A 24,357-nucleotide genomic window follows, 5' to 3' on the forward strand; every position below is an offset into this window, starting at 1 on the left:
GCAGACTGAGATCAGGCAGGGGCGGGTGAAGAAGAGCAGACTGGAGTTAGAGTAACCGAACGATCGGTCGGGACAAGAGGGCCCGGCAGACCTGTGGATAAGTCGGTGCGGGAGGATCGGGTCATGACAGCAATCGAGCGGTCCCGCACAGTGGCGGTCGTCGGCGCCGGCACCATGGGGCAGGGCATCGCCCAGGTCGCCCTCCTCGCAGGTCACCGCGTGCTGCTCTACGACATCAACCCCGCGCTCGCCGCCGACGGCGCCGGGATCGTGCAGGACCGGGTCGAGCGGATGGCCGCGAAGGGCCGCCTGGACCGCGCCGAGGCCGAGGACGCGGCCGGCCGGATCGCGCCGGCCGGCGAGCTGGAGGACCTCGCGGACGCCGCCCTCGTCATCGAGGCCGTCGTCGAGGACGTCACCGTCAAGCGCGCGCTCTTCGCGGCGCTCGAAGAGGTGGTTTCGCCGGACGCGCTGCTGGCCACCAACACCTCCTCCCTCTCCGTCACCGAGCTCGCAGCCGGTCTCGCGCACCCCGGCCGCTTCCTCGGCCTGCACTTCTTCAACCCGGCCCCGCTGCTCCCCCTCGTCGAGGTGGTCAGCGGTTTCGCGACCGACGAGGCCGCCGCCGCCCGCGCCCACGCCACCGTGCTGGGCTGGGGCAAGACGCCCGTCCGCTGCGCCGACACCCCCGGCTTCATCGTCAACCGGATCGCCCGCCCCTTCTACGCCGAGGCCTTCTCGGTGTACGAGGAGCAGGGCGCCGATCCGGCCACCATCGATGCCGTGCTCCGCGAGAGCGGCGGCTTCAAGATGGGCCCGTTCCAGCTGACCGACCTGATCGGGCAGGACGTGAACGAGGCCGTCACCCGCTCGGTGTGGGACTCGTTCTTCCGGAGCCCGAAGTTCACCCCGTCGCTCGCGCAGCGCCGGCTGGTCCAGTCGGGCCGCCTCGGCCGCAAGTCGGGGCACGGCTGGTTCCCGTACGGCCCGGACGCGCAGCTGCCCGCCCCGCACACCGCGGGCCCCGAGGCGGCCCCGGACAAGGTCACCGTCGTCGGCGACCTCGGCCCGGCGGCGGACCTGGCCGACCTCCTTGAGGAGGCCGGGATCGCGGTGACCGCGACCGAGCACGGAGGCCCGTACATCCAGCTGCCCGGCGAGGGCCAGCTCGTCCTCGCGGACGGCAAGACCTCGGTCGAGTTCGCCGACGTCGTCTACTTCGACCTCGCGCTCGACTACCGGGGCGCCACCCGGATCGCGCTCTCGGCCAGCGAGGACACCAGCGAGCGGACCCTGGCCGAGGCGATCGGGCTGTTCCAGAAGCTCGGCAAGCAGGTCTCCGTCATCGGCGACGTCCCCGGCATGATCGTCGCCCGGACCGTCGCGATGCTGATCGACCTCACCGCCGACGCCGTCGCGCGCGGGGTCGCCACGGCGCAGGACATCGACACCGCGATGCGGCTCGGCGTCAACTACCCGCTGGGTCCGTCCGAATGGCACGAGCGGCTCGGCCAGGACTGGGCGTACGACCTGCTGCACCACCTGAACGAACGCTGCCCGGGCGGGCGGTACGCGCCCTCCCTGGCGCTGTTCCGGCTGGGCTACGCGGCCGGGGACGAGGGGGAGGAAACGGAATGACCACCGTCAGGCGGGACACGTACACCCCGGAGACGCTGCTGACCGTCGCGGTCCAGGTCTTCAACGAGCGCGGTTACGACGGCACCTCGATGGAGCACCTGTCCAAGGCGGCAGGGATCTCCAAGTCCTCGATCTACCACCACGTGGCCGGCAAGGAGGAGCTGCTGCGGCGCGCGGTCAGCCGGGCGCTCGACGGGCTCTTCGCCGTCCTGGAGGAGCCCGGGGCGGTGCGCGGCCGGGCGGTCGAGCGGGTCGAGTACGTCACGCGGCGCACCGTGGAGGTGCTGCTCGCCGAGCTCCCGTACGTGACGCTGCTGCTGCGGGTGCGCGGCAACACCCGCACCGAGCGCTGGGCGCTGGAGCGGCGGCGCGAGTTCGACCACCAGGTGGCGGACCTGCTGAAGGCCGCCGCGGCCGACGGGGACCTGCGGGCGGACGTGGACATCCGGCTCGCGACCCGCCTGCTGTTCGGCATGGTGAACTCGCTGGTCGAGTGGTACCGCCCGCACCCCGGCGCGGACCACGCCCAGCTCGCAGACGCGGTCGTCCACATGGCCTTCGAGGGGCTGCGCACCTCGCGCTAGCCGCAGCGGTCGGCTGCGGTGGCCGCGCCGGCCGCCACGGCCCCGGCGGTCGCTTCGGCCCGCGCCGCGCCCGCCGTGACCCGGACGGCCTAGGGCCTGTCTTTCGGATCAGGCCGGATCAGGGAGCGGGGTCTAGTCCTCCGTGACCGTCGGTCCCGCGGGCGGCCCCGGGGCCAGCAGGTCCGTTTCCTCGAACACCAGCAGCGTGCGCGTGGACAGTACCTCCGGGATGGACTGGAGGCGGGTCAGGACCAGCTCGCGCAGGGTCCTGTTGTCCGGCGTGTGGACCAGCAGCAGGACGTCGAAATCCCCGCTGACCAGCGCGATGTGCGCCGCGCCCGGCAGCTCCCGGAGCTTTTCGCGCACCGTCCGCCAGGAGTTCTGGACGATCTTCAGGGTGATGTACGCCGATGCGCCCTGCCCCGCGCGCTCGTGGTTGACCCGGGCGGTGAAGCCCCGGATGACCCCGTCGTCGATCAGCCGGTTGATCCGGGCGTAGGCGTTCGCCCGCGACACGTGCACCTGCTCGGCCACCGACCGTATCGAGGCGCGGCCGTCCGCCTGGAGCAATCTCATGATCGACCGGTCGATCGGATCCAGTGGGCGCGGTGGGACCTGAGGGCCCGTGGGGGCACCCCCCGGTGGGACCGGTGCGGAACCCGTTCCGGCCATTTGTTCATCCGGCATTGCCCACTGCCTCCCTCTCCTGGACGTCCTGCACCCATCCCAGGGCCCCGGCGCCACTTTGTCCACAGCCTGGAGCCGCCTGTAGCCAAATTGCGCAGACAACCGAACAATCGGTTGGTGAGGCGCCTCACACCCGGTGCGCCCCTGCCCGCTTCCCACGAGGAGGTGTACGCCGCCATGACGGTCCAAGAGCTGCCCGGTGCCGGTGCGTCCCACCGATCGACCCCGCCGCCCGCCTGGAGTCCGCGTACGGATGCCGCCCCGCTGCTCCCGGACCCGGAGCCGTACCGGGTGCTGGGCACTCCGGCGGCCGAGGGGCTCGACCCCGAGCTGATGCGCCGGTGCTACGCCGAGCTGGTCAGGGGCCGCCGCTACAACGCCCAGGCCACCGCGCTGACCCGGCAGGGCCGCCTGGCCGTCTACCCGTCCACGGTCGGGCAGGAGGCCTGCGAGATCGCCGCCGCGCTGGTCCTGGAGGAGCAGGACTGGCTCTTCCCGTCCTACCGCGACACCCTCGCGGCCGTGGCGCGCGGGCTGGACCCCGTACAGGCCCTGACGCTGCTGCGCGGCGACTGGCACACCGGGTACGACCCGCGGGAGCACCGGATAGCCCCGCTGTCCACCCCGCTCGCCACCCAGCTGCCGCACGCGGTGGGCCTGGCGCACGCCGCCCGGCTGCGCGGGGACGACGTGGTCGCGCTCGCCATGGTCGGCGACGGCGGCACCAGCGAGGGCGACTTCCACGAGGCGCTGAACTTCGCGGCCGTCTGGCAGGCCCCGGTGGTCTTCCTGGTCCAGAACAACGGCTTCGCGATCTCCGTCCCGCTCGCCAAGCAGACCGCCGCCCCGACGCTGGCCCACAAGGCCGTCGGATACGGGATGCCGGGCCGGCTGGTCGACGGCAACGACGTGGCCGCGATGCACGAGGTGCTGTCCGAGGCGGTCCAGCGGGCCCGCTCCGGCGGCGGCCCGACCCTGATCGAGGCGGTCACCTACCGGATCGAGGCCCACACCAACGCCGACGACGCGACCCGCTACCGCGGTGACGCCGAGGTCGAGGCGTGGAAGGCGCACGACCCGGTGCAGTTGCTGGAGCGCGAGCTCACGGCGCGCGGCCTGCTGGACGACGCGGGCATCCAGGACGCCAAGGACGCCGCCGAGCTGATGGCGGCGTCGCTGCGCGAGCGGATGAACGCCGAGCCCGTGCTGGACCCGATGGACCTGTTCGAACACGTCTACGCGCGGCAGACCGGCCGGCTGCGCGAGCAGGCGGAGATGCTGCGCGCCGAGCTCGAAGCGGAGGAGCAGTGAGCACGGTGGCGCAGAAGCGGGTCGCCAAGCCGGCGACGATGGCGCAGGCGCTGGGCCGCGCGATGCGCGACGCCATGGCCGAGGACCCCACGGTCCACGTCATGGGCGAGGACGTCGGCACCCTCGGCGGCGTCTTCCGCATCACGGACGGCCTGGCGAAGGAATTCGGCGAGGACCGCTGTACGGACACCCCGCTCGCGGAGGCCGGCATCCTCGGCGCCGCGGTCGGCATGGCCATGTACGGGCTGCGGCCGGTCGTCGAGATGCAGTTCGACGCGTTCGCCTACCCGGCGTTCGAGCAGCTGATCTCGCACGTCGCCAAGATGCGCAACCGCACGCGGGGCGCGATGCCCCTCCCCATCACGATCCGGGTGCCGTACGGCGGCGGGATCGGCGGCGTGGAGCACCACAGCGACTCCTCCGAGGCCTACTACGTGGCGACCCCCGGGCTGCACGTGGTGACCCCGGCGACGGTGGAGGACGCGTACGGGCTGCTGCGCGAGTCGATCGCGAGCGACGACCCGGTGGTGTTCCTGGAGCCGAAGCGGCTGTACTGGTCGAAGGCCGACTGGAACCCGGACAGCCCCGCGCCCGTGCCCGGCATCGGCAACGCACTGGTCCGCCGGGCGGGCACGAGCGCGACGCTGATCACCTACGGGCCCTCGCTGCCGGTGTGCCTGGAGGCGGCCGAGGCGGCCCGTGAGGAGGGCTGGGACCTGGAGGTCGTGGACCTGCGCTCGCTGGTCCCGTTCGACGAGGACACGGTCGTGGCGTCGGTGCGCCGCACCGGGCGCGCCGTGGTGGTCCACGAGGCCAACGGCTTCGGCGGGCCGGGCGCGGAGCTCGTCGCCCGCATCCAGGAGAAGTGCTTCCACCACCTGGAGGCGCCGGTGCTGCGCGTGACGGGCTTCGACATCCCGTATCCGCCGCCGATGCTGGAGAAGCACCATCTGCCCGGTGTGGACCGGATCCTGGACACCGTGGCGCGCCTGCAGTGGGAGAACTGATGCCGCAGGTCATGGAATTCAAGCTGCCCGACCTCGGGGAAGGACTCACCGAGGCCGAGATCGTCCGCTGGCTGGTCGCCGTGGGCGACGTGGTCGAGGTGGACCAGCCGGTCGTCGAGGTCGAAACGGCCAAGGCGATGGTGGAGGTTCCGTGCCCCTACGGCGGTGTCGTCACCGCCCGTTTCGGGGAGGAGGGCACGGAACTTCCCGTCGGCGCCCCGCTGATCACCGTCGCGGTGGGAGCGGGGAGCGAGCCGGAGCCGGCCGCCGTCGCCGAGTCCTCGGGCTCGGGGAACGTCCTGGTCGGCTACGGTACGGACCACTCCCGGCCGGCGCGTCGCAAGCGGGTCGCGCGGCCCGCGGCGATGGCCGCGGCTGCCGTGGCGGCCCCCGTCGCGGCGGTGGCGGCCGTGGCGGCTCCGGCCCCGGCGGCTCCGGCGCAGGCCTCCGGGCCGGTGCCGGTGATCTCGCCGCTGGTGCGGAAGCTGGCCCGGGACAACGGGGTGGACCTGCGCGCGCTGCGCGGATCGGGCCCCGAGGGCCTGATCCTGCGGGCGGACGTGGAGGCGGCCCTGCGGGCGCCGGCCCCGGCCGCCCAGGTCGCAGCCACCCCGGTCGCGGCGCCCGAGGGGGCGACGCGGATCCCGCTCAAGGGGCTCCGCGGGGCCGTCGCGGAGAAGCTGTCGCGCAGCCGCCGGGAGATCCCGGAGGCCACCTGCTGGGTCGACGCGGACGCGACGGAGCTGATGGCGGCGCGGGCGGCGATGAACGCCGCCGCGGGCCCCAAGATCTCGGTGCTCGCGCTGCTCGCCCGGATCTGCACGGCCGCGCTCGCCCGCTACCCGGAGCTGAACTCCACGGTGGACCTGGCGGCGAACGAGATCGTCCGGCTCCCGTCGGTGCACCTGGGCTTCGCCGCGCAGACCGAGCGGGGCCTGGTGGTCCCGGTGGTCCGCGACGCCCAGTCGCGCAGCCCGGAATCGCTGTCGGCGGAGTTCGGGCGGCTGACGGAGCTCGCCCGGACGGGGAAGCTGGCGCCCGCCGATCTGACCGGCGGGACGTTCACCCTGAACAACTACGGGGTGTTCGGGGTGGACGGCTCCACGCCGATCATCAACCACCCCGAGGCCGCGATGCTCGGCGTGGGCCGGATCGTCGACAAGCCGTGGGTCCACGAGGGGCAGCTGGCGGTCCGCAAGGTCGTCCAGCTGTCGCTGACCTTCGACCACCGGGTGTGCGACGGCGGCGCGGCGGGCGGTTTCCTGCGCTACGTGGCCGACTGCGTCGAATCCCCGGCGGTTCTGCTCCGCTCCCTCTGAGCGGACCCCGGCCCGACCGGAGCCCGTCCACCGGGTCCCCGCACCGCCACGGACGGCGCGGGGATCCGGTCCGGTCAGGTCCGGTCCGGACCGGTCAGCGGGTCACACGGTCAGCAGCAGCTTGCCCACGTGGGAGCTCGACTCCATGACGCGGTGGGCCTCGGCGGCGTCCCGCATCGGGAACGCCGCGTGGACGACCGGGGCGACGCGGCCCGTCGAGACCAGGGGCCAGACGTGCTCCCGTACCGCCGCGACGATGGCCGCCTTCTCGCCCAGCGGCCGCGCCCGCAGCGAGGTGGCGGTGATCGCCGCCCGCTTCGCCAGCAGCGCGCCCAGGTTGAGCTCGCCCTTCACCCCGCCCTGGAGGCCGATCACCGCGAGCCGGCCGTTCACGGCCAGCGCGTCCAGGTTCCGGCCCAGGTACTTCGCCCCGACGATGTCGAGGATCACATCGGCCCCGGCGCCGTCCGTCGCGGCCCGCAGTTCCGCCACGAAGTCCTGCTCGCGGTAGTCGATCAGGACGTCCGCGCCCAGCTCCCGGCAGCGCGCGAGCTTCTCCGGGCCGCCCGCCGTGACCGCCACCTTGGCGCCGATCGCCTTGGCCAGCTGGATGGCCATCGTGCCGATGCCGCTGGAGCCGCCGTGCACCAGCACGGTCTCCCCCGGGCGCAGCTGCGCGATCATGAAAATGTTCGACCAGACCGTGCACACCACCTCCGGCAGCGCGGCCGCCGTCACCAGGTCCACGCCCTCCGGCACCGGCAGCAGCTGGCCCGCCGGGACGGCCACCCGCTCCGCGTACCCGCCGCCGGCCAGCAGCGCGCACACTTCGTCGCCGACCGCCCAGCCGGAGACACCGGGGCCGATCGCGACGATCCGGCCCGAGCACTCCAGCCCGGGATGGCGCGAGCTGCCCGGCGGCGGATCGTAGAAACCCTGCCGCTGAAGGATGTCGGCGCGGTTCACGGCGCTCGCCGCGACCTCGACGAGCACCTCCCCCTCGCCCGCCACCGGATCGGGTACCTCGGCCCAGACGAGTGCCTCGGGACCGCCGGGCTGTTCGATGGTGATCGCATGCATGGCCCGGAGGTTACGCCAACTCCGGTCGCTATTCAGCAGACCCCAGTGTCACCGGCGAGGACGTCGGCGGGGCGGCGCGGACGATCGTGATCAGACGGTCCGTCGCCTGGATCGGGCTCGCGTGCGGATCGTCGTACGCCAGCAGCCGGTGCCCGCGCAGCACGCTGACCACCAGATCGCTGGTCTCCCGCACCGACTTGCCGACCTCGGCCTTCTTGGCGGGCCGTTCGACCAGGTCGAGGCCACTGCCCTGGTGGATGAGGTCCTCCATCACGGTGCCCGCGCTCGGGCTGAGCACCGACAGGCCCAGCAGCCGGCCGGCGGCGCTCGCGCTGGTGATGACCGCGTCCGCGCCGGACTGCTTCAGCAGCGGCGCGTTCTCCTCCTCGCGGACCGCCGCGACGATCTTCGCGCCCCGGTTGAGCTGGCGCGCCGTCAGCGTGACCAGGACCGCCGTGTCGTCGCGCTGGGTGGCGATGACGATCTGACGGGCCTTCTGGAGCTCGGCGCGCAGCAGGACATCGGAGCGGGTGGCGTCGCCCACCACTCCCGTGAAGCCCTCCGCGTTGGCGATGTCGATCACCTTGGCGCTCGGGTCCACGATGACGACCTGCTCCTTTCGGAGGCCGGTGGCCAGCAGCGTGTGCAGGGCCGAGCGGCCCTTGGTGCCGAAGCCGACGACGACCGTGTGGTCACGCAAGTTCTTCCTCCAGCGGTTCAGCCGCCACTCCTCCCGGGTCCGCTCCGTGAGCACTTCCAGGGTGGTACCGACCAGGATGATCAGGAACAGCACGCGCAGCGGCGTGATCAGCAGGATGTTGATCAGCCGCGCGCTGTCGCTGTACGGGACGATGTCGCCGTAACCCGTCGTCGACAGGGTCACGGTGGCGTAGTAGACGCAGTCGAGGAAGTCCACCGACCCGTTGGCGTTGTCGTGGTAGCCGCTGCGGTCCACCCAGACGAGCATCACCGTCAGGAACATCACGAACAGGGCCATCAGCAGACGCTTGGTCACCTGCCGCAGTGGCTTCTCCACCACGCGCTTGGGCATTTTGACGCGCCGTGCGGCGAGCTTCTCGTCCGCGTCCCGCGCCATCGCGTCCGAGCCCTCAAGTTTCACGTGAAACATCCCCCCGCCACCCAGGGCAGATCGAGAATTTCCAGGTCCTGCCCGGCCCGTGCGCCGTGCGGCGGTACGACGGCCAGCGCGTCGGCGGCGGCCACGCCGCGCAGCATCGCCGGGCCGTGGTAGCGCAGCGGTACCGCGTGCTCGTCGCTCAGCAGCACGGGGACGAGCCGGGTGTCCTCCGGGTGGCCGGGTACGTCGTCCCGCACGGGAGCGGTGTAGCGGGGGCGCCGGCGTCGGCCGGCGAGCGCGCGCAGCAGCGGGTCGGCGAGGGTCAGCAGCCCGGAGACGGCGGCGAGCGGATTGCCGGGCAGGCCCACGAGGTGGCGGCCGTCGGCTCGGTCCCCGAGCCGGGCGAGCAGCATCGGGTGTCCCGGGCGCACGGCGACCCCGTCGACGAGCAGCTCGGCGCCGGCCCGCTCCAGTACGGGGTGGACGTGGTCGACGGGGCCGGAGGCGGTGCCGCCGGTGGTGACGATCAGATCGGCCTCGGAGCCGGTGACGGCCTCGAAGAGGGCCTCCGCTCCGGCGGGGTCGTCGCCGAGCCGCCGGGTGCCGGTGACCTCGGCGCCGAGGCGGGTGAGCCAGGGGCCGAGCATCGGGCTGAGGGCGTCCCGGATCAGGCCGTCGTGCGGGAGTCCCTCGGTGAGCAGCTCGTCGCCGAGCACCAGGATCTCCACGCGGGGGCGGCGGCGGGTGGGCAGCTCGTCGTAGCCGGCGGCGGCGGCGAGGCCGAGCACGGCCGGCGTCACGAGGGAGCCGGCGGGCAGCAGCAGGTCACCTGAGCGGCACTCCTGGCCGCGCGGGCGGATGTCCTGGCCGGTGCTGACGGGCCGCTCGGCGAACAGCTGGGAGCCGGCCTCGTGGCAGTGCTCGCTGCGGATCACGGCGGTGGTGTCGGAGGGGATCCGGGCACCGGTGGCGATCCGTACGGCCTGGCCGTCGGCGAGGGGCGCGGGCCGGTCGGAACCGGCGAGGACCCCGCCGCCGGGGCGGACGGTCCAGGGCCCGGGGCCGGAGACGGCCCAGCCGTCCATGGCGGAGGTGTCGAAGGACGGCAGGTCGGTGAGGGCGTCGAGGGGCGCGGCCAGTACCTCGCCGAGGGCGTCGGCGAGGGACGCCCGGTGGGTGCGGGCACGGACGCCGGAGCCGGCGTACGCGGCGATCTCCCGGGCGCGGAGCCAGGGGACGGAGCGCTGCCCGGTCCCGCCGGGGGCGCCGGTGGTGGCGGGGGCGGCGCGGCTGACCAGGGCGAGGGCCTCGTCGAGGGCCTGTTCGGCGGTGGCGGGGGCCGGGCGGCCGGCGTCGGCGTTGGCGTCAGCGTCGATCGGGGTCATCCGGAGCCGCCCTTCTGGGCATCGGCGTCGGCCTCGGCCTCGGCGGCCCAGCGCAGGGCCAGGTCGGCGGCCTTGCGGGAGGCCTCGGCGACGGCCTGGGCGGGGTCGGCGCCGGACGCGGCCGCCCGGGCGGCCGCGTAGCCGACCAGGAAGGTGGTCAGCGGGGCGGCGGGCCGGGCGACACCGTGGGCGGCGTCACGGGCGAGGTCGAGGAGGGTCTTGGTGTCGACGGCGACGTCGATGCCCAGCTCGTTCTTGACTGCGGTCATCCATTCGTCCAGCACGTTCCCATGCTCCCTGATGCGGGCGCGGGCGGCGGCGAGATCCTCCCAGGTGTCGCAGTCGAACGAGGCGAGGGGCGCGCGCTCGGTGACGCTGACCGGGGTCGGTTCCAGCTCGGCGGTGAGGGCGCGGAGGGGGAGGTCTCGCAGGGAGCCGTGTTCGGTGGCGAGGAGGGCGATCTCGCGGCGCAGCGCTTCCGCGCGGTAGGCGGCCACGAGGGGCTGGTCGCGGCCGTCGGGGTCGCGGAGGACGGCGCCGTCGCCGTTGTCGTCGCCGTCCGCGGCGTCCAGGAGGGCCCGGACGGTCGGCCGGTCGAGGAACGGGAGGTCGGCGGAGAGGACGAGGACCAGGGGCGCGGTGGTCTCGTGGAGCCCGGCGCCGAGCGCGGCGAGGGGGCCACCGCCGGGGGGCGTCTCGCGGGTCCAGCGGACCGGGCGGGCGGTGGGACGGCGGTCGCCGACGACCACGGTGGTCCGGGCGTCGGGGCAGGCGTCGAGGACGCGGTCGAGGAGGGCGCGGGCACCGACGGACAGGGCGGGTTTGTCCACCCCTCCGAGGCGATGCGCGCCGCCCCCGGCCAGGATGACTGCGTCGAAGATCATAGGTCAGGGTATGCCGCCGTGCCCCCTGCGCGGCTGCCCGATCACAGCCGGTTCGCGCACGCCCGCGCCGCTCGCTCGTGCCCCGCCCACGCCCCGTTCGGCCGGTCCGGCACAGGGCCGCGCACTGGCCCCCACACGGGCCCGGACAGGGGAAGGCCCGGAGCGCCGTGGGCGGTCCGGGCCGGGGTGGAGGTTAGAGGTACGGGCCGGAGCGGATGGCTCCGTGGGGGCCCTCTTCGTCTTCGTGGGAGGCGCCGGGCGGGAGCGCGCGGCGCATCTGTTCGAGCTGGGCCCGCGCCGCCATCTGCTGCGCGAACAGGGCTGTTTGGATGCCGTGGAAGAGCCCCTCCAGCCATCCGACCAACTGGGCCTGCGCGATGCGCAGTTCCGCCTCGGACGGAATGGCCTCCTCCGTGAACGGGAGGGAAAGGCGTTCCAGTTCTTCGACCAATTCGGGTGCCAGGCCGTCCTCCAGCTCCTTCACCGACGCGGCGTGGATGTCCTTGAGCCGGACCCGGCTCGCCTCGTCGAGAGGAGCGGCACGTACCTCTTCCAGGAGTTGCTTGATCATGCTGCCGATCCGCATGACCTTGGCGGGCTGTTCGACCATCTCCGTCACCGGGACCTCGCGCGACTCGTCATCGGCGCCGCCGACCGCCGTCCCGTCCTGTCCCACGATCAGGACGTGCGGGGGACTGTCCTGCGACCGTTCACTCCTCGGCATCTCCATGCCGCCATTCTCTCGCACACCTTCGCTCTCACACGGTGTGCCCCCGTACAGGCGTGATCCACCCTGTACGGGGGCACGGGGATCAGCCCGCCGCGCGCCGCGCCAGGGCGCCGCTCGACTTGGTGACCAGTGCGGCCAGCAGCGCCGCGCCCAGCGGGACCAGGACGAGCAGGCCGCCCAGGGTCTCCCACGGCACCGAGATGGGGACGTAGGGCGCGAGTTCCGACTTGCCGATGTGCCCCTGGGCGATCCCGGTCTCGTACAGGGACTGGGCTTCCCGCCGCGCGGTGAGCCGCAGCCCGACCGCCGGCAGGATTCCGGCCGCCGAGCCCAGGACGACGCCCATCAGGGCCACCACACCGCATTGGAAGCCGCTCAGCGTCCGCCGCACCCGCGGGGGCGCCCCGACGGCCGCCAGGGTCTTCAGATCGGCCTCGGCGTCCGCCTGGGCCAGCCCGGTGGCGATACCGGCCGCGCCGATGGTGACCAGGCCCGCGAAGACGGCCAGGGCGAGCATCACCAGGGAGTTGTTGGCCTTGTAGCCCTCCTCGATGCTGACCTCGGTCTCCACGCCCATCGTGTCGAGCGTCCCGTCCAACTTCTGCCGCTGCTCGGAGCTGGCCTTGCCGTCGAGGGTGAAGTACGAGCCGAAGGGCGCGGTGGTCAGCCCCGCCGTCTTGGCGGTGGCGGGCGGCAGCACGAGGTGCAGGCCGTAGCCCTTGGCCGTGGCGGGCGCCTGGTAGGCGGCGAGGACCTTGTCCTCCCCGGGCGGGTCCTGGTTCTTCTCCGCGAGGGCCGAGGCGGCCTTGTTGTCGGTGACCAGCCGGAGGGTGACCTTGCCGTCCTTCACGATCTTCTTGTCGAAGGAGACGGCCTTGCCGGACTTGAGCGCCGCGGCCGCCGCGGGGTCGCCGATGCCGAGGACGGTCAGCAGCTTCTCGTCCGCGACGACGGTGGAGACCGCGACGCCGAGGCGGTCCTCCTCGCACCGCCAGTCGTTGCGCAGGGTCCGCTGCTGCTCGGTGGTGAAGGAAGCGGGGCCGTTCTCCGCCTCCCAGAGCGGGCAGCGCTGGTCCTTCGGGGTGATGATCTCGGCGCGGCCGCAGCCGGGCTCGTCCGACCAGGAGTCACAGCCGGGCTTGCCGACGACGAGCCGGTCCACATCGGCCCGGACGGCCAGCGGGAGCTCCCGGGCCAGTGCCTGTCGCACGGCGGGCACTTCCTTGTGCCCGGAGTTCTCGGTGACCTGCGCCAGTCCGGTGCCGAACGGCAGGGTGGCGACGTACTCGTGCCGCCGCTGGAGGTCGTCGCTGTGCTGGAACGTGGCGATGGCGACGGTCCCGGCGACGGCGGCCAGTACGGCGGCCACGGCGGGGGCCGTACGTCCCCGGTTGCGCACGGCGTCGCGCAGCGCGAGCCGGGGCGACAGCGGCAGCCACCGCCCGATCCGCCCGAACAGGCCGACCAGCACCGGGGTGAGGGCGACGATGCCCAGCTCGGCGAGGGCGCTGCCGCCGGCGACGACCACGGAGCCCATCTGGGAGACGGTGCCGAACAGGGCGATCGAGACGCCGCCGCCGATGGCGACCAGGCCGATGACGGGCAGCACCCGGCTGGCCCGGCGGACGCCGCGGCGGCCGGTGAGCGAGGCCAGCACCGTCTGCCGCGAGGCGGTGACGGCCGGGGCGATGGCGGCCAGCAGCCCGGTCAGGACGGCGAGCAGCCCGATGCCGAGGAGCTCCAGCGGCCGGATGTCGAAGTCGCCGAAGCGGCTGCCGATCTGAGCCTCCAGCACCGGCCGGAGCCCGAAGGTCAGGGCCACGCCGATGACGGTGCCGATGACGGCGGACGCGGCGCCGATGACCAGGCCGCCCGACAGCACGATGGCCCGGATGTGCCGGCGGTCGCCGCCGTTGGCGCCGACCAGGCCGAGCTGGCGGCGGGAGCGGCGGGCGCCCACCGCGAAGGCGGGTCCGGCCAGCAGGCAGATCTCCAGCATGGCGAGGCCCACCACGGTGGCCAGAATGGCCAGTTCGGTCGCCTGCATCGAGCTGCTGGAGCCGTACGCGTTCTTGGACTCCTGCCGGTACAGCGGCACCTCGGAGTCGGCGGGCGGGTCGAGCCACACGGCACGGGAGGTGACCAGGACGCCCTTGGCGTTGGTCTCCTTCATCATGTTCCACGTGAAACCGTCGCGGCCGACCTTGACCAGGTAGCTGTGCTCAGGCCGAAGCCCCGGGTTCCCGGCGGCCGTCAGGGTCTTCTCCAGCGGTTCGAGGAGGCTCCCGGGCACGGCGATGAGCTGCGACTGCTTGAGCGCGTCGGGCAGTTCGTACGCGCCGACGACCTTGTACGAGGCCGTCGAGCCGCGGGGGGTCACGGTCGACCCGACGAAGTACCCGGAGTCCGTCAGGAAGGACTGGGTGGCGATGACCTCGCCCGCCTTCTCGGGAAGCCGGCCGCGGTCCAGCGTCAGCAGTCCCTTGACCAGCGGGCTGTGGGTGTCCAGTTCGCGCAGCTGGGTGTCGAGCAGCCCGTGCGTGGTGTGGACCTTGGCGTGGCCGATGCTGTCCTTCAGGGACCGGGCGCCCGCCGGGAGCGCGGCGGCCAGCACGTTCGGGTCCTCGGTCCGGGAGGAGGAGTGGTAGTTCTCGTATCCGCCGACCGGCGCGTAGTCCGAGCCGTCGGGCTGCTGGTAGAGCGGGCCCGTGACCCAGCCGGTGGTCAGCTTGGCGTCGGCGGCGCCGAGGACGCGCTCCAGCTTCTGCTCGGTGGAGAGCTCGGCGCTGCGCAGGGTGAGGTCGGCGGCGCTCACGCCGACGATCGGCAGGGCGATCATCGAGAGGACGAGGGCGCTGCGGCCCTTGGCCCGCCAGGCGTCGCGGCGGGCGATCCGGATCGCCGCGACCCAGGAGTGGTACCAGCCTCGGGGGGATGAGCTCACTGGCCGGCCGCCTGCCCCGAGAGCAGCGAGTCGGCCCCGCTGCGCAGGGTCTCGTCGACGACGCTGCCGTCGCGCAGGAACACCACGCGATCGGCCCAGGCGGCGAACCGCGGCTCGTGCGTGACGAGGACGCCGGCGGCGCCCGCGTCGCAGCGGGAACGCAGCAGGGCGAGGACGGACTCACCGGTCTCGGAGTCGAGGGCCCCGGTGGGTTCGTCGGCGAGCACCAGGCGGCGGTCGCCGACCAGGGCGCGGGCGATGGCCACGCGCTGCTGCTGGCCGCCGGACATCTCGTCGGGGAACCGGTCGGCGAGGTGGCCGAGGCCCATCTCCTCCAGGGCGGCGAGCGCGGAGACGCGGGCCTTGCGGGCGGATATCCCGTCGAGTTCGCGGGGTAGGGCCACGTTCTCGGCGGCGGTGAGGGCCGGGATCAGGTTGTAGTCCTGGAAGACGTAGCCGATGCTGCGGCGGCGCAGCGCGGCCAGTTCCTTGCGGCTCGCGGTGGTGATGTCGGTGCCTTCGACGAGCACCCGGCCGCTGCTGGGGCTGTCGAGGCCGCCGGCGAGGGTGAGCAGCGTGGACTTTCCGGACCCGGAGGGGCCCATGACGGCGACGAGTTCGCCGGGGTACACGGACAGGTCGATACCGCGCAGGGCGTGTACCTCGGTGGCTCCGCTGCCATGGGTGCGGACGAGCTTGTCCAACTGCAATACGGGCTGGTCGGGCATGAAAGGTCCCCCCTGGGGCGGTGGTTCAGCCTCGGCGCGTGCGGGCGCGACGGGGCAGGTCGGTGGCGGCGGCGGAAGCGGTGGCCGTGGCGGTGGTGGTGGCCTGGGACGGTGTGGGCTCGGCTCCCCGGTCGGCCGGGCCGGCGAGCCGTACGAGCCGGGACTCGCAGTGGTCGAGCCAGCGGGCCTCGGCCTCGGTCTGGAAGATGAGCTGTTCCACGACGAGCAGCCACGCCAGGTCGTCGCGTTCGCCGGAGCGGCCGCTCTCGATCTCGGCGAGTGCCTGCGCCTTGAGCCGGGTGTAGTCCTGCATCGCCTTGATCGTGGCGTGGCGCTGGGACTGGATGACGGCGCGGATGTCCACGCCGGGGGCGCCCACGGCCATGGCGAGCTTGATGGACAGCTCGTCGCGGGGCGGGTTGGTGCGGTCGACGGGGCGTTCGTACCACTGCCGGAGTTCGGCGCGTCCCGGATCGGTGATGGCGTAGAGGGTGTGCCCGGCGGGGTCCTCGCCGTCGGGGGCGACGAGTCCGTCGCGCTCCAGACGGGCGAGGGTGGTGTACACCTGCCCGACGTTGAGCGGCCAGGTGGAGCCGGTGCGGGATTCGAACTCGGTACGCAGCTGGGAGCCGTACCGAGGGCCCCGTTCCAGTAGGGCCAGAAGGCCGTGGCGGATCGACATACTCAGTATGTATACCGAGTATGCCCTCTCTCACAACCACCCTCGGGCGTACATCCCAAGGGGGATGCCCGCCGCCCCCTCCGCCGCACGGCCCCCTCCGGCACCCCTGTGACACCCCCTGCGGCCCCGTCCGGCACCGCCTACGGCCCGCGCCGCAGCCGCATCCCCATGAAGCCCAGACCCAGCCCCATCAGGGCGAGTCCGGTGCCGAGCGGCAGGATGTGCGCGGCCAGATCGGCGGCCCGCCCGTTCGGCTCGGTCCCCTGGGCGAAGGCCGGGCGGTACGGCTCCGGTGACGGGCTCGGTACGACGGGCCGTACCGGGCGCGCCGGCGGCGCGGACGGCCGGGACGGCGCCGTCGGCGGCAGCTGCGGCGGTTCGGCGGGTTCCTGGCGCGGCCGCAGCCGCAGCGGCCGGGAGGCGAGCACCGTCTCGGGGTTGGCGGGCTCGGCCACGGGCCACCCGGGCCGCTCCCGCCCGGCGCCGGCGACACTGCCGGCGAGCTCCTCGTAGGCCCCCCGCGGTACGTCGCCCACGGGCCCGCCGTCGTCGGGCGCGCCCGCTCCGGGCACCGGGGCGAACGCCGCCGCGCCGAACGGTGAGGCGGGGGACAGGGCGATCCGCCCCGGGGCGCCGGGCGCGACGGCGCAGGCGGTCACGGGCGCGAGCACGGCGGCCGCCAGCACGGCCGAGGCCAGCCAGTGCGGCGCGCGCGGACGATGAGCCACGGGATGCCCCTCCCGTCCCTGAGGGCCTCCCCGGACGCCTGGTCCGGGGCAAACCGCGATGTTTCGCTCAGGCTTACATGGTGGGGCAAAAGCGGCATCCCGGGCAGCCCATCAGGGCGGCCCGGGATGCCGGAGTCCTGGATCTACCGCGAACGGCTCCTACTCGGGGTTGCCGGTCGACACCGTCAGCGTGAACTCGGTGCCTTCCTTGTCGACCTTGTCCAGCGCCGCCGGGTTCTGCTCCAGGACGATGTCCTGGCCGTACACGGCCTCGTCCTTCTCCACGACCTTGTACTTCCAGCCGGCGGCCTGGATACAGGCCTTCACCGAGAGGATGTCCTTGTAGCGGAAGTCGGGCGCCGTGTACTTGGTCGCGTCGTTGTAGTACTTGGTCGGGTTCTTGCACTTCGCGTCCTCGATCAGGCGCGAGCGGTCCGGTCCCTTGTGACCGGCCTTGGCCGACGCCGAAGCCGAGGCGGCGGAAGAGCTGTCCGGACCGGCCTGGTTCCCGCCCTTGTCGTCGCCGTTGTTCGCGACCGCCCAGATCAGACCGCCGATCGCGATCAGGGCCACCGCGATCGCGCCCACGACCACCGGAGTGTTGCGCTTGCCGCCACCGCCGGCGCCGCCCGAGCCCCCGGAGGAGGCCTGGGGCGTGGCCGGCGAGATCGTGTACGGCGGCGGGGTCTGCGCGCCGAACTGCTGCTGGTGCTGCTGACCGGGCGGCGGCGTGTGCGGCTGCGGGTAGGCGTACCCGCCCTGCGCGTGCTGCTGCTGCCCCTGCTGCGGCGCGTACGGGGACGGCGCCGGGGCGTGCGGCGCCTGGTACGGCTGCTGGAGCGCCTGCGGCGGCGGCGACCGGAACCCGGACTCCACCGGCGGGAACACGGCCGAGCTGACGCCGGCGCCGCTGCTCACGGGCCCGGAGCCCGGGACGATCGCCGGGGCACCGGTCTGACCGGCCGACAGGACCCGCACGACCTCGTCCCGCATGGCCTCGGCCGTCGGGAAGCGCTCGTTCGGGTTCTTCTTCAGGGACCGCGCCACCAGCGCGTCCATCGCCGGGCTCACCGACCGGTTGATGGAGGACGGGGCGACCGGCTCCTCCTGGACGTGCGCGTACGCGATGGCCAGCGGAGAGTCCGCCTCGAAGGGCAGCCGCCCCGTCAGCAGCTGGAACAGCATGATGCCGACCGAGTACAGGTCGGAGCGGGCGTCCACGGCGCGCCCCAGAGCCTGCTCGGGCGACAGGTACTGCGGGGTGCCGACGACCATGCCGGTCTGCGTCATCGAGGTGACGCCGGACTGCATCGCGCGGGCGATGCCGAAGTCCATCACCTTGACCACGCCGCGCTTGGTCATCATCACGTTGCCGGGCTTGATGTCGCGGTGGACCAGGCCCATCTCGTGGCTGGTCTCCAGCGCGGCCAGCACGTCGGCCGTCACCTTCAGCGCCTTCTCCGCCGGCATCGCCCCGTACTGGGTCACATCGGACTGCAGGACGGAGCCGAGCGGCTTGCCCTCGACGTACTCCATGACGATGTACGGCATCAGCGCGCCGTCGAGGTCGCCCTCGCCCGTATCGAATACCGAGACGATGTTCGTGTGCGACAGTTTGGCAACAGCCTGGGCCTCACGACGGAACCGCTCGCGGAACGACGCCTCCCGGCCGAGTTCGCTGTGCAGGGTCTTGATGGCGACCTGGCGGTCCAGTGCGGAGTCGTACGCGAGGTAGACGGACGCCATGCCGCCCTCGCCGAGCAAATCCCTTAGCTGGTAACGGCCACCGGCCAGGGAGCCGCCTGCGTACCGGCCCTGAGTGCCGTCCTGGCTCATGACTGTTGCTTCCCCTCGGGATGTGTCCCTACGCGTCTGGCTGAGCGCATGTCGCGCCCAGTCTGCCGGAGGGCAAGCACACGTCAAGCCGGGTACGCGTTCCGTGACCACAAGGCCACCGCGCGCCATTGTCCGAACGGTGAGCGGTTGCGAGGCTGTAGCGTTCACCGCAGAACCCCGAAAAGGCCCTTGACGCAGGGCCCACCGCGAGCGCGGACGAGAGAGACGACGGCGAGGACTGATGGCACCCGAACCCGAGGGAAACGGCGCCGGGATGGCCGACGGTCCTGAGCACTGGGGCGCGGGCGGCCTGGTGGGGGACGGCCGTTACCGGCTGACCCACAGACTGGGCCGCGGCGGCATGGCCGAGGTGTTCGCGGCCGAGGACGTCCGGCTCGGGCGCACCGTCGCCGTGAAGCTGCTGCGGGCCGACCTCGCAGAGGACCCGGTCTCCAAGGCGCGCTTCACCCGTGAGGCACAGTCGGTCGCCGGCCTGAACCACCACGCCGTCGTCGCCGTGTACGACTCGGGCGAGGACCGGGTCGGCCCGAACGTCGTCCCGTACATCGTGATGGAGCTCGTCGAGGGCCTGACCATCCGCGAGCTGCTGCTCAGCGCGGAGGCGCCGGGGCCCGACCAGGCGCTCATCATCGTGTCGGGCGTGCTCGAAGCGCTCGCCTACTCGCACCAGCACGGCATCGTGCACCGCGACATCAAGCCCGCCAACGTCATCATCACCAACACCGGCGCGGTGAAGGTGATGGACTTCGGCATCGCGCGCGCCCTGCACGGCGCGCAGTCGACGATGACTCAGACCGGCATGGTCATGGGCACTCCGCAGTACCTGTCGCCGGAGCAGGCCCTCGGCAAGGCCGTGGACCACCGCAGCGACCTGTACGCGACCGGCTGCCTGCTGTACGAACTGCTCGCGCTGCGGCCCCCCTTCACCGGTGAGACCCCGCTGTCGGTGGTCTACCAGCACGTCCAGGACGCCCCGGTGCCGCCCTCGCAGCTGCCGGAGGGCGCGAGCATCCCGGCGGAGCTCGACGGCCTGGTGATGCGGTCGCTGGCCAAGGACCCGGACGACCGGTTCCAGAGCGCCGAGGAGATGCGCGGGCTCGTCCAGTACGCGCTCCAGATGCTCCAGGACCAGGGGCCGAACACCGGCACCTGGAACACCGGTCCGGTCACCATGGCGCTGCCGCACGGCCGGGGCGGCGCCGCCCCGACCGCGGCGATGCCGGTGAGCGGGACGGGCGGCCAGCAGCAGTACCCCTCGCACGCCACGACCTCGCAGTTCCAGAAGCCGATGGTGCCGCCGCTGAATCCGGACGACGGCTCGGCCTTCCCGGGCGGCGGCGGCCACGGCGGTGGCCAGGGCGGCGGCGGTCAGGGTGGCCACGGCGGCCACGGCGGCCACGGCGGTTACGACGGCTACGACGACCGCCGGGGCAACGGCCGCTGGAAGATGTGGCTGTTCGCCGTGCTCGCGGTCATCGCGATCGCGGGCGGTGTGGCGTACGCCGTCAGCAACGTGGGCTCGAACAGCCAGAAGGGCGGCAGCGGTGGAACCACCGCCGTGACCCCCTCGAAGAAGAGCAGCGAGGGCAGCCAGGAGAGCACCCCGAGCACGCCGGAGACCGAGCAGCAGCACAAGACTCCGGAGAACTCGCGCTCGTACGAGGGCAGCTACCAGCCGAGCCCGAGCCGCAGCAAGTCCTCGCCGAGCTACAGCCCGTCGAGCTCGCCGTCGGGTTCCCCCTCGGCTTCGAAGTCGACCTCGCCGAAGCCGTCGACGGGCTCGTCCACGCCGCCGACGAAGCCGACGCCGCCCACGACCATCGGCGGCAACACCGGCGGTCCCGGCGGCGGTGCCGGTGGGGCCGGCGGCGCCGGTGGTCCCGGCGGCACCGGCACCGTGGCCGGTGCCGGTGGTGGCGGAGGAACCGAGAACGAGTAGCGCGTACGTACGGAAAGGGCCGGGCGGAAGTAGTAATTCCGCCCGGCCCTTTCCGTATGCGCACAGTGATATCAGCTGATCAGAGGCTCATCAGAAGGTCATAGGACGGCGTGCTGAAAGCGGCGCTCCTGCCGGGCCTCATTACCGGCCAGCGTGTGGACGGTCACGAACTGCGGCTCGATTCGCAGGTGGACGGGGTCGAAGGCCGCGCCGTCCACGAAATGCGGTCCCGGACCGAAAAGCGCCACCTCGGCGGTGGTCGGTTCGACGATCCTGGCGGTGCCGGTGAACTGGACCGACCACAGCCGTGCGTCCCCGGAATTGAAGTTGTCGGCGCCGTAGGACACCACGCTGCCGTTGCACGCCTGGTGGTGGCCGAAACCGGCGTGCATCCGCAGCACCACCGCGTGCCCGGCCACGATGTGGCGGGCCGGGGCGAGAAAGGGCAGAGCGCGCAGACTGGTGGCGACCCGGCCGTACGGCACGCGCCGCAGCAGTTCGATCGCGTGGAGTTCCTCTGTGGACATGCCGTCCACTCTCGGTGACCGCCCTCCGCCAGGGAAGGGGATCACGCCCCGATGATCGAGGACGTTGGTCCCGAATCGGCCGGTATCAGCGCTTCTCGGCCTGGAGGCGGGCCACGTACGCGGCGGCCTGGGAGCGGCGCTCCATCCCCAGTTTGGACAGCAGGCTGGAGACGTAGTTCTTGATGGTCTTCTCGGCCAGGTGCAGCCGCTCGCCGATGACGCGGTTCGTCAGGCCCTCGCCGATCAGGTCGAGGATCTTGCGCTCCTGGTCGGTCAGATTGGCGAGCCGGTCGTCACCCTTGCCGTTCTTGCCGTCACGCAGCCGCTCCAGCACCCGGGCGGTCGCGACGGGGTCGAGCAGGGACTTGCCGGCCGCCACGTCCCGTACGGCGTTCAGGAGTTCATTGCCGCGGATCGCCTTGAGCACGTAGCCCGAGGCCCCGGCCATGATGGCGTCGAACAGGGCCTCGTCGTCCGCGAAGGAGGTCAGCATCAGGCACTTGATGTCCTCGTCCTGGGAGCGGACCTCCCGGCACACCTCCACCCCGCTGCCGTCCGGCAGGCGCACGTCCAGGACGGCCACGTCGGGGCGCGTGGCGGGGATCCGGACCAGCGCGTCCGCCGTGGTACCCGCCTCGCCGACGATCTCGATGTCGTCCTCCACCGACAGGAGCTCGTGGACGCCGCGACGGACCACTTCGTGGTCGTCCAAGAGGAATACCTTGATTTTTCCGTTTTCGCGCACGGAGTCAGTTTCACACACTCACCCCTTCCCTGCCGGGGTTACCCGGGATAACGTGCCGTTGTTCCGGCCCCCTGCAAGGCTGTGACCAGTGCTTGTTCCCGCTTCCTCGGATTTACTTGGAAATCCAAGCAAAAACCCAGGTCAAGTGAGGTTTCGCAGTCATGCGAAGCACTGGGTAACGTGCATTGCGCAGGGCACTCGCCGGGGCACCTGTCACGCCTGAATCCCGTACGGGCCGCGCACCCACCCCGTGGGCGGGTACGGATACAGGTGAGCCGCACTGGACCCCGGAGAACCCGGGTGCCGGACCGACGGAGGAGCACACGTGACCGTGGAGAGCACTGCCGCGCGCAAGCCGCGACGCAGCAGCGGCACCAAGCGGGCGGCAGGCGCGGCCAGCGCCGCCAAGGCCGCCGCCGCCACCGCGCAGAACGCCGAGCCCCAGCTCGTACAGCTGCTGACGCCCGAGGGGGAGCGGGTCGAATCCGCCGAGAACGCGGAGTTCGCCCCCTTCGTCGCCGACATCACCACCGAGGACCTGCGCGGGCTCTACCGCGACATGGTCCTGACCCGCCGTTTCGACGGCGAGGCGACCGCCCTGCAGCGCCAGGGCGAGCTGGGCCTGTGGGCCTCGCTCCTGGGCCAGGAGGCCGCGCAGATCGGCTCCGGCCGGGCGCTGCGCGACGACGACTACGTCTTCCCGACCTACCGTGAGCACGGTGTGGCCTGGTGCCGTGGCGTCGACCCGACCAACCTGCTCGGCATGTTCCGCGGTGTGAACCACGGCGGCTGGGACCCCACGATCAACAACTTCCACCTGTACACGATCGTGATCGGCTCGCAGACGCTGCACGCGACCGGTTACGCGATGGGTGTGGCCAAGGACGGCGCCGACTCGGCGGTCATCGCCTACTTCGGCGACGGTGCCTCCAGCCAGGGCGACGTGGCCGAGGCGTTCACCTTCTCGGCCGTCTACAACTCCCCCGTGGTGTTCTTCTGCCAGAACAACCAGTGGGCGATCTCCGAGCCGACCGAGCGCCAGATGCGCGTGCCGCTGTACCAGCGCGCGCAGGGCTTCGGCTTCCCGGGCGTCCGCGTCGACGGCAACGACGTCCTGGCCTGTCTGGCCGTGACCCGCTGGGCGCTGGAGCGCGCCCGCCGCGGCGAGGGCCCGACCCTGGTCGAGGCGTACACGTACCGCATGGGCGCGCACACCACCTCCGACGACCCGACGAAGTACCGGCGGGACGAGGAGACGGCGGCGTGGGAGGCCAAGGACCCGATCCTGCGCCTGAAGGCCCACCTGCTGGCGACCGGCGGCGCCGACGAGGCCTTCTTCGAGGGCCTGGAGGCGGAGAGCGAGACGCTGGGCAAGCGGGTGCGCGAGGTCGTGCGCGCCATGCCCGACCCCGACACCATGGCGATCTTCGAGAACGTCTACGCGGACGGGCACGCGCTCGTCGACGAGGAGCGCGCCCAGTTCGCCGCCTACCTCGCGTCCTTCGAGGAGGGTCACTGATGGCTGTCGAGAAGATGTCGATCGCGAAGGCGCTCAACGAGTCGCTGCGCAAGGCCCTGGAGACGGACCCGAAGGTCCTGATCATGGGCGAGGACGTCGGCAAGCTGGGCGGTGTCTTCCGCATCACCGACGGTCTGCAGAAGGACTTCGGCGAGGAGCGGGTCATCGACACCCCGCTCGCCGAGTCGGGCATCGTCGGCACCGCCATCGGCCTCGCGCTGCGCGGCTACCGGCCGGTCGTGGAGATCCAGTTCGACGGGTTCGTCTTCCCCGCCTACGACCAGATCGTCACGCAGCTCGCGAAGATGCACGCGCGGGCCCTGGGCAAGATCAAGCTGCCCGTCGTCGTCCGCATCCCGTACGCGGGCGGCATCGGCGCGGTGGAGCACCACTCGGAGTCCCCCGAGGCGCTGTTCGCGCACGTCCCGGGCCTCAAGGTGGTCTCGCCCTCGAACGCGAGCGACGCCTACTGGATGCTCCAGCAGGCGATCCTCAGCGACGACCCGGTGATCTTCTTCGAGCCGAAGCGGCGCTACTGGGACAAGGCCGACGTCGACGTCGAGGCCATCCCGGACGCGCTGCACGCCTCGCGGGTGGCCCGCGAGGGCGCGGACATCACGCTGGCCGCGTACGGCCCGATGGTGAAGGTCTGCCTGGAGGCGGCGGCCGCCGCGGCCGAGGAGGGCAAGTCGGTGGAGGTCGTGGACCTGCGCTCGATGTCCCCGATCGACTTCGACGGGCTGCAGGCCTCGGTGGAGAAGACCCGCCGGCTCGTGGTCGTCCACGAGGCGCCGGTGTTCCTGGGCACGGGCGCGGAGATCGCCGCCCGCATCACGGAGCGGTGCTTCTACCACCTGGAGGCGCCGGTGCTGCGCGTGGGCGGTTTCCACGCCCCGTACCCGCCGGCCCGCCTGGAGGACGAGTACCTGCCGGGCCTGGACAGGGTGCTCGACGCCGTCGACCGCTCGCTGGCGTACTGAGGAGC

The 24,357-nt window shown here is 72.5% G+C and carries 21 protein-coding genes; 8 read left to right on the forward strand and 13 right to left on the reverse strand.

The annotated features are described in order from the left end of the window. The first annotated feature begins 123 nt into the window (after positions 1 to 123). Both IE248_RS14560 and IE248_RS14565 read left to right on the forward strand, forming a co-directional pair. Complete coding sequence (locus IE248_RS14560) at positions 124 to 1,638, forward strand: 3-hydroxyacyl-CoA dehydrogenase (RefSeq protein WP_073797778.1); 1,515 nt, start codon at positions 124 to 126, stop codon at positions 1,636 to 1,638. Continuing rightward, on the forward strand, positions 1,635 to 2,222 hold the full coding sequence (locus IE248_RS14565) for a TetR/AcrR family transcriptional regulator (protein ID WP_008740000.1): 588 nt from the start codon (positions 1,635 to 1,637) through the stop codon (positions 2,220 to 2,222). The genes IE248_RS14560 and IE248_RS14565 overlap by 4 nt, the downstream gene beginning before the upstream one ends. 132 nt (positions 2,223 to 2,354) lie before the next feature. On the opposite strand, the gene IE248_RS14570 is transcribed toward IE248_RS14565, so the two are convergent. After that, positions 2,355 to 2,909, reverse strand: coding sequence for an Lrp/AsnC family transcriptional regulator (locus IE248_RS14570; RefSeq protein WP_373301517.1), 555 nt, complete (start codon positions 2,907 to 2,909; stop codon positions 2,355 to 2,357). 177 nt (positions 2,910 to 3,086) lie between these two features. Between IE248_RS14570 and pdhA (IE248_RS14575) the strand changes: the two genes are divergently transcribed. From pdhA (IE248_RS14575) to IE248_RS14585, 3 genes are read left to right on the forward strand one after another with little or no spacing between them, the layout of a single operon-like run. Beyond that, positions 3,087 to 4,220, forward strand: coding sequence for a pyruvate dehydrogenase (acetyl-transferring) E1 component subunit alpha (pdhA, locus tag IE248_RS14575; protein ID WP_073774137.1), 1,134 nt, complete (start codon positions 3,087 to 3,089; stop codon positions 4,218 to 4,220). A gap of 38 nt (positions 4,221 to 4,258) precedes the next feature. Further along, positions 4,259 to 5,227, forward strand: a complete 969-nt coding sequence (locus IE248_RS14580; protein ID WP_047961063.1) for an alpha-ketoacid dehydrogenase subunit beta — start codon at positions 4,259 to 4,261, stop codon at positions 5,225 to 5,227. Beyond that, positions 5,227 to 6,546 (forward strand): dihydrolipoamide acetyltransferase family protein, encoded by a 1,320-nt coding sequence (locus IE248_RS14585; protein ID WP_190030904.1) that lies wholly within the window; start codon positions 5,227 to 5,229, stop codon positions 6,544 to 6,546. The genes IE248_RS14580 and IE248_RS14585 overlap by 1 nt, the downstream gene beginning before the upstream one ends. Positions 6,547 to 6,648: 102 nt before the next feature. Here the strand turns inward: IE248_RS14585 and IE248_RS14590 are convergent, their stop codons facing one another. The 10 genes from IE248_RS14590 to IE248_RS14635 all read right to left on the reverse strand — a co-directional run bounded on the left by IE248_RS14590 (position 6,649) and on the right by IE248_RS14635 (position 18,621). Continuing rightward, positions 6,649 to 7,626, reverse strand: coding sequence for an NAD(P)H-quinone oxidoreductase (locus IE248_RS14590; protein WP_073797780.1), 978 nt, complete (start codon positions 7,624 to 7,626; stop codon positions 6,649 to 6,651). 28 nt (positions 7,627 to 7,654) lie between these two features. Beyond that, positions 7,655 to 8,755 (reverse strand): potassium channel family protein, encoded by a 1,101-nt coding sequence (locus IE248_RS14595; RefSeq protein WP_037792181.1) that lies wholly within the window; start codon positions 8,753 to 8,755, stop codon positions 7,655 to 7,657. Next, positions 8,743 to 10,089: a molybdopterin molybdotransferase MoeA gene (locus IE248_RS14600; protein ID WP_229895318.1), complete on the reverse strand. Its 1,347-nt coding sequence runs from the start codon at positions 10,087 to 10,089 to the stop codon at positions 8,743 to 8,745. Before IE248_RS14600 ends, IE248_RS14595 begins: the two co-directional genes overlap by 13 nt. Continuing rightward, a complete protein-coding gene (locus tag IE248_RS14605) occupies positions 10,086 to 10,973 on the reverse strand; it encodes an NTP transferase domain-containing protein (RefSeq protein WP_190030905.1) in 888 nt (295 codons plus the stop codon). The genes IE248_RS14600 and IE248_RS14605 overlap by 4 nt, the downstream gene beginning before the upstream one ends. A gap of 193 nt (positions 10,974 to 11,166) precedes the next feature. Beyond that, a complete protein-coding gene (locus tag IE248_RS14610) occupies positions 11,167 to 11,703 on the reverse strand; it encodes a bacterial proteasome activator family protein (protein WP_008740015.1) in 537 nt (178 codons plus the stop codon). 82 nt (positions 11,704 to 11,785) lie between these two features. After that, positions 11,786 to 14,542, reverse strand: a complete 2,757-nt coding sequence (locus IE248_RS14615; protein ID WP_229895351.1) for an ABC transporter permease — start codon at positions 14,540 to 14,542, stop codon at positions 11,786 to 11,788. A gap of 101 nt (positions 14,543 to 14,643) precedes the next feature. Further along, positions 14,644 to 15,375, reverse strand: a complete 732-nt coding sequence (locus IE248_RS14620) for an ABC transporter ATP-binding protein (RefSeq protein ID WP_008740019.1) — start codon at positions 15,373 to 15,375, stop codon at positions 14,644 to 14,646. A 25-nt stretch (positions 15,376 to 15,400) separates the two neighbouring features. Further along, on the reverse strand, positions 15,401 to 16,057 hold the full coding sequence (locus IE248_RS14625) for a PadR family transcriptional regulator (RefSeq protein WP_100581269.1): 657 nt from the start codon (positions 16,055 to 16,057) through the stop codon (positions 15,401 to 15,403). A gap of 140 nt (positions 16,058 to 16,197) precedes the next feature. Further along, positions 16,198 to 16,785: a hypothetical protein gene (locus IE248_RS14630; RefSeq protein ID WP_190030907.1), complete on the reverse strand. Its 588-nt coding sequence runs from the start codon at positions 16,783 to 16,785 to the stop codon at positions 16,198 to 16,200. A 159-nt stretch (positions 16,786 to 16,944) separates the two neighbouring features. Next, complete coding sequence (locus IE248_RS14635) at positions 16,945 to 18,621, reverse strand: protein kinase domain-containing protein (protein ID WP_190030908.1); 1,677 nt, start codon at positions 18,619 to 18,621, stop codon at positions 16,945 to 16,947. A 241-nt stretch (positions 18,622 to 18,862) separates the two neighbouring features. Between IE248_RS14635 and IE248_RS14640 the strand changes: the two genes are divergently transcribed. Next, on the forward strand, positions 18,863 to 20,581 hold the full coding sequence (locus tag IE248_RS14640) for a protein kinase domain-containing protein (RefSeq protein ID WP_190030909.1): 1,719 nt from the start codon (positions 18,863 to 18,865) through the stop codon (positions 20,579 to 20,581). A gap of 98 nt (positions 20,582 to 20,679) precedes the next feature. Here IE248_RS14640 and IE248_RS14645 read toward each other — a convergent pair whose 3' ends face one another. Further along, complete coding sequence (locus IE248_RS14645) at positions 20,680 to 21,108, reverse strand: pyridoxamine 5'-phosphate oxidase family protein (protein ID WP_100581422.1); 429 nt, start codon at positions 21,106 to 21,108, stop codon at positions 20,680 to 20,682. Between the two features lie 85 nt (positions 21,109 to 21,193). Beyond that, positions 21,194 to 21,853, reverse strand: a complete 660-nt coding sequence (locus IE248_RS14650) for a response regulator (protein ID WP_008740031.1) — start codon at positions 21,851 to 21,853, stop codon at positions 21,194 to 21,196. Positions 21,854 to 22,178: 325 nt separating this feature from the next. Between IE248_RS14650 and pdhA (IE248_RS14655) the strand changes: the two genes are divergently transcribed. Both pdhA (IE248_RS14655) and IE248_RS14660 read left to right on the forward strand, forming a co-directional pair. After that, positions 22,179 to 23,372, forward strand: a complete 1,194-nt coding sequence (pdhA, locus tag IE248_RS14655) for a pyruvate dehydrogenase (acetyl-transferring) E1 component subunit alpha (RefSeq protein WP_037792186.1) — start codon at positions 22,179 to 22,181, stop codon at positions 23,370 to 23,372. Beyond that, on the forward strand, positions 23,372 to 24,352 hold the full coding sequence (locus IE248_RS14660; protein WP_008740035.1) for an alpha-ketoacid dehydrogenase subunit beta: 981 nt from the start codon (positions 23,372 to 23,374) through the stop codon (positions 24,350 to 24,352). Before pdhA (IE248_RS14655) ends, IE248_RS14660 begins: the two co-directional genes overlap by 1 nt. Positions 24,353 to 24,357: the final 5 nt, after the last annotated feature.

It is taken from the genome of Streptomyces goshikiensis, assembly GCF_014650555.1.
In the GTDB taxonomy this organism is placed as follows: domain Bacteria; phylum Actinomycetota; class Actinomycetes; order Streptomycetales; family Streptomycetaceae; genus Streptomyces; species Streptomyces goshikiensis.

Excerpts from the sequence above, each read along its gene's own strand:
- IE248_RS14595 (WP_037792181.1), bottom strand. The coding sequence starts at position 8,755 with ATGTTTCACGTGAAACTTGAGGGCTCGGACGCGATGGCGCGGGACGCG.
- IE248_RS14605 (WP_190030905.1), bottom strand. The coding sequence starts at position 10,973 with ATGATCTTCGACGCAGTCATCCTGGCCGGGGGCGGCGCGCATCGCCTC.
- IE248_RS14590 (WP_073797780.1), bottom strand. The coding sequence starts at position 7,626 with ATGCATGCGATCACCATCGAACAGCCCGGCGGTCCCGAGGCACTCGTC.
- IE248_RS14660 (WP_008740035.1), top strand. The coding sequence starts at position 23,372 with ATGGCTGTCGAGAAGATGTCGATCGCGAAGGCGCTCAACGAGTCGCTG.
- IE248_RS14570 (WP_373301517.1), bottom strand. The coding sequence starts at position 2,909 with ATGCCGGATGAACAAATGGCCGGAACGGGTTCCGCACCGGTCCCACCG.
- IE248_RS14585 (WP_190030904.1), top strand. The coding sequence starts at position 5,227 with ATGCCGCAGGTCATGGAATTCAAGCTGCCCGACCTCGGGGAAGGACTC.
- IE248_RS14640 (WP_190030909.1), top strand. The coding sequence starts at position 18,863 with ATGGCACCCGAACCCGAGGGAAACGGCGCCGGGATGGCCGACGGTCCT.
- pdhA (WP_073774137.1), top strand. The coding sequence starts at position 3,087 with ATGACGGTCCAAGAGCTGCCCGGTGCCGGTGCGTCCCACCGATCGACC.
- IE248_RS14580 (WP_047961063.1), top strand. The coding sequence starts at position 4,259 with ATGGCGCAGGCGCTGGGCCGCGCGATGCGCGACGCCATGGCCGAGGAC.
- IE248_RS14625 (WP_100581269.1), bottom strand. The coding sequence starts at position 16,057 with ATGTCGATCCGCCACGGCCTTCTGGCCCTACTGGAACGGGGCCCTCGG.
- IE248_RS14560 (WP_073797778.1), top strand. The coding sequence starts at position 124 with ATGACAGCAATCGAGCGGTCCCGCACAGTGGCGGTCGTCGGCGCCGGC.
- IE248_RS14615 (WP_229895351.1), bottom strand. The coding sequence starts at position 14,542 with ATGATCGCCCTGCCGATCGTCGGCGTGAGCGCCGCCGACCTCACCCTG.
- IE248_RS14620 (WP_008740019.1), bottom strand. The coding sequence starts at position 15,375 with ATGCCCGACCAGCCCGTATTGCAGTTGGACAAGCTCGTCCGCACCCAT.
- IE248_RS14600 (WP_229895318.1), bottom strand. The coding sequence starts at position 10,089 with ATGACCCCGATCGACGCTGACGCCAACGCCGACGCCGGCCGCCCGGCC.
- IE248_RS14635 (WP_190030908.1), bottom strand. The coding sequence starts at position 18,621 with ATGAGCCAGGACGGCACTCAGGGCCGGTACGCAGGCGGCTCCCTGGCC.
- IE248_RS14565 (WP_008740000.1), top strand. The coding sequence starts at position 1,635 with ATGACCACCGTCAGGCGGGACACGTACACCCCGGAGACGCTGCTGACC.
- IE248_RS14645 (WP_100581422.1), bottom strand. The coding sequence starts at position 21,108 with ATGTCCACAGAGGAACTCCACGCGATCGAACTGCTGCGGCGCGTGCCG.
- IE248_RS14610 (WP_008740015.1), bottom strand. The coding sequence starts at position 11,703 with ATGGAGATGCCGAGGAGTGAACGGTCGCAGGACAGTCCCCCGCACGTC.